The 307-nt window shown below is 36.2% G+C and carries 1 protein-coding gene; it reads right to left on the bottom strand.

What is annotated here, in order from left to right:
* Positions 1–116: 116 nt before the first annotated feature.
* Positions 117–307, bottom strand: a 191-nt coding sequence (locus tag RCF13_RS05180; protein WP_308140913.1) for a hypothetical protein, incomplete at its 5' end; no start/stop codon positions are given.

Below are 307 nucleotides of genomic sequence, written 5' to 3'. Positions count from 1 at the left end.
TCATCTGCGCAAGTATAAATACAAATTCCAGCCTCTTTATCCCCTATATATGCTGGTTCTTTTTTAAATAGTTCAAATAAATCATATTCATCATATTTTGTGAACATTTTAACCTCCTATCGTGGAATAACAGTTACAACTCCACCCGTACTGTTCGTGATTACAGTAACATCTTGAGTTTGATGAACCCATGTTCCAGGGCTATTCCCCACTGTTCTTGTTCCATTTGCGATTGCGTCTTCAATAACCGTGGGTGAAATACCCCTCGGATCAACATATTTGTTAATAAAATCATTATATGCTTTTG

This window comes from Stenotrophomonas maltophilia group sp. RNC7, assembly GCF_030910085.1.
GTDB classification, from domain to species: Bacteria; Pseudomonadota; Gammaproteobacteria; order Xanthomonadales; family Xanthomonadaceae; genus Stenotrophomonas; species Stenotrophomonas sepilia.
The sequence above is the reverse complement of the archived record's forward strand: the minus strand, read 5'-3'. Positions and strand labels throughout refer to the sequence as shown.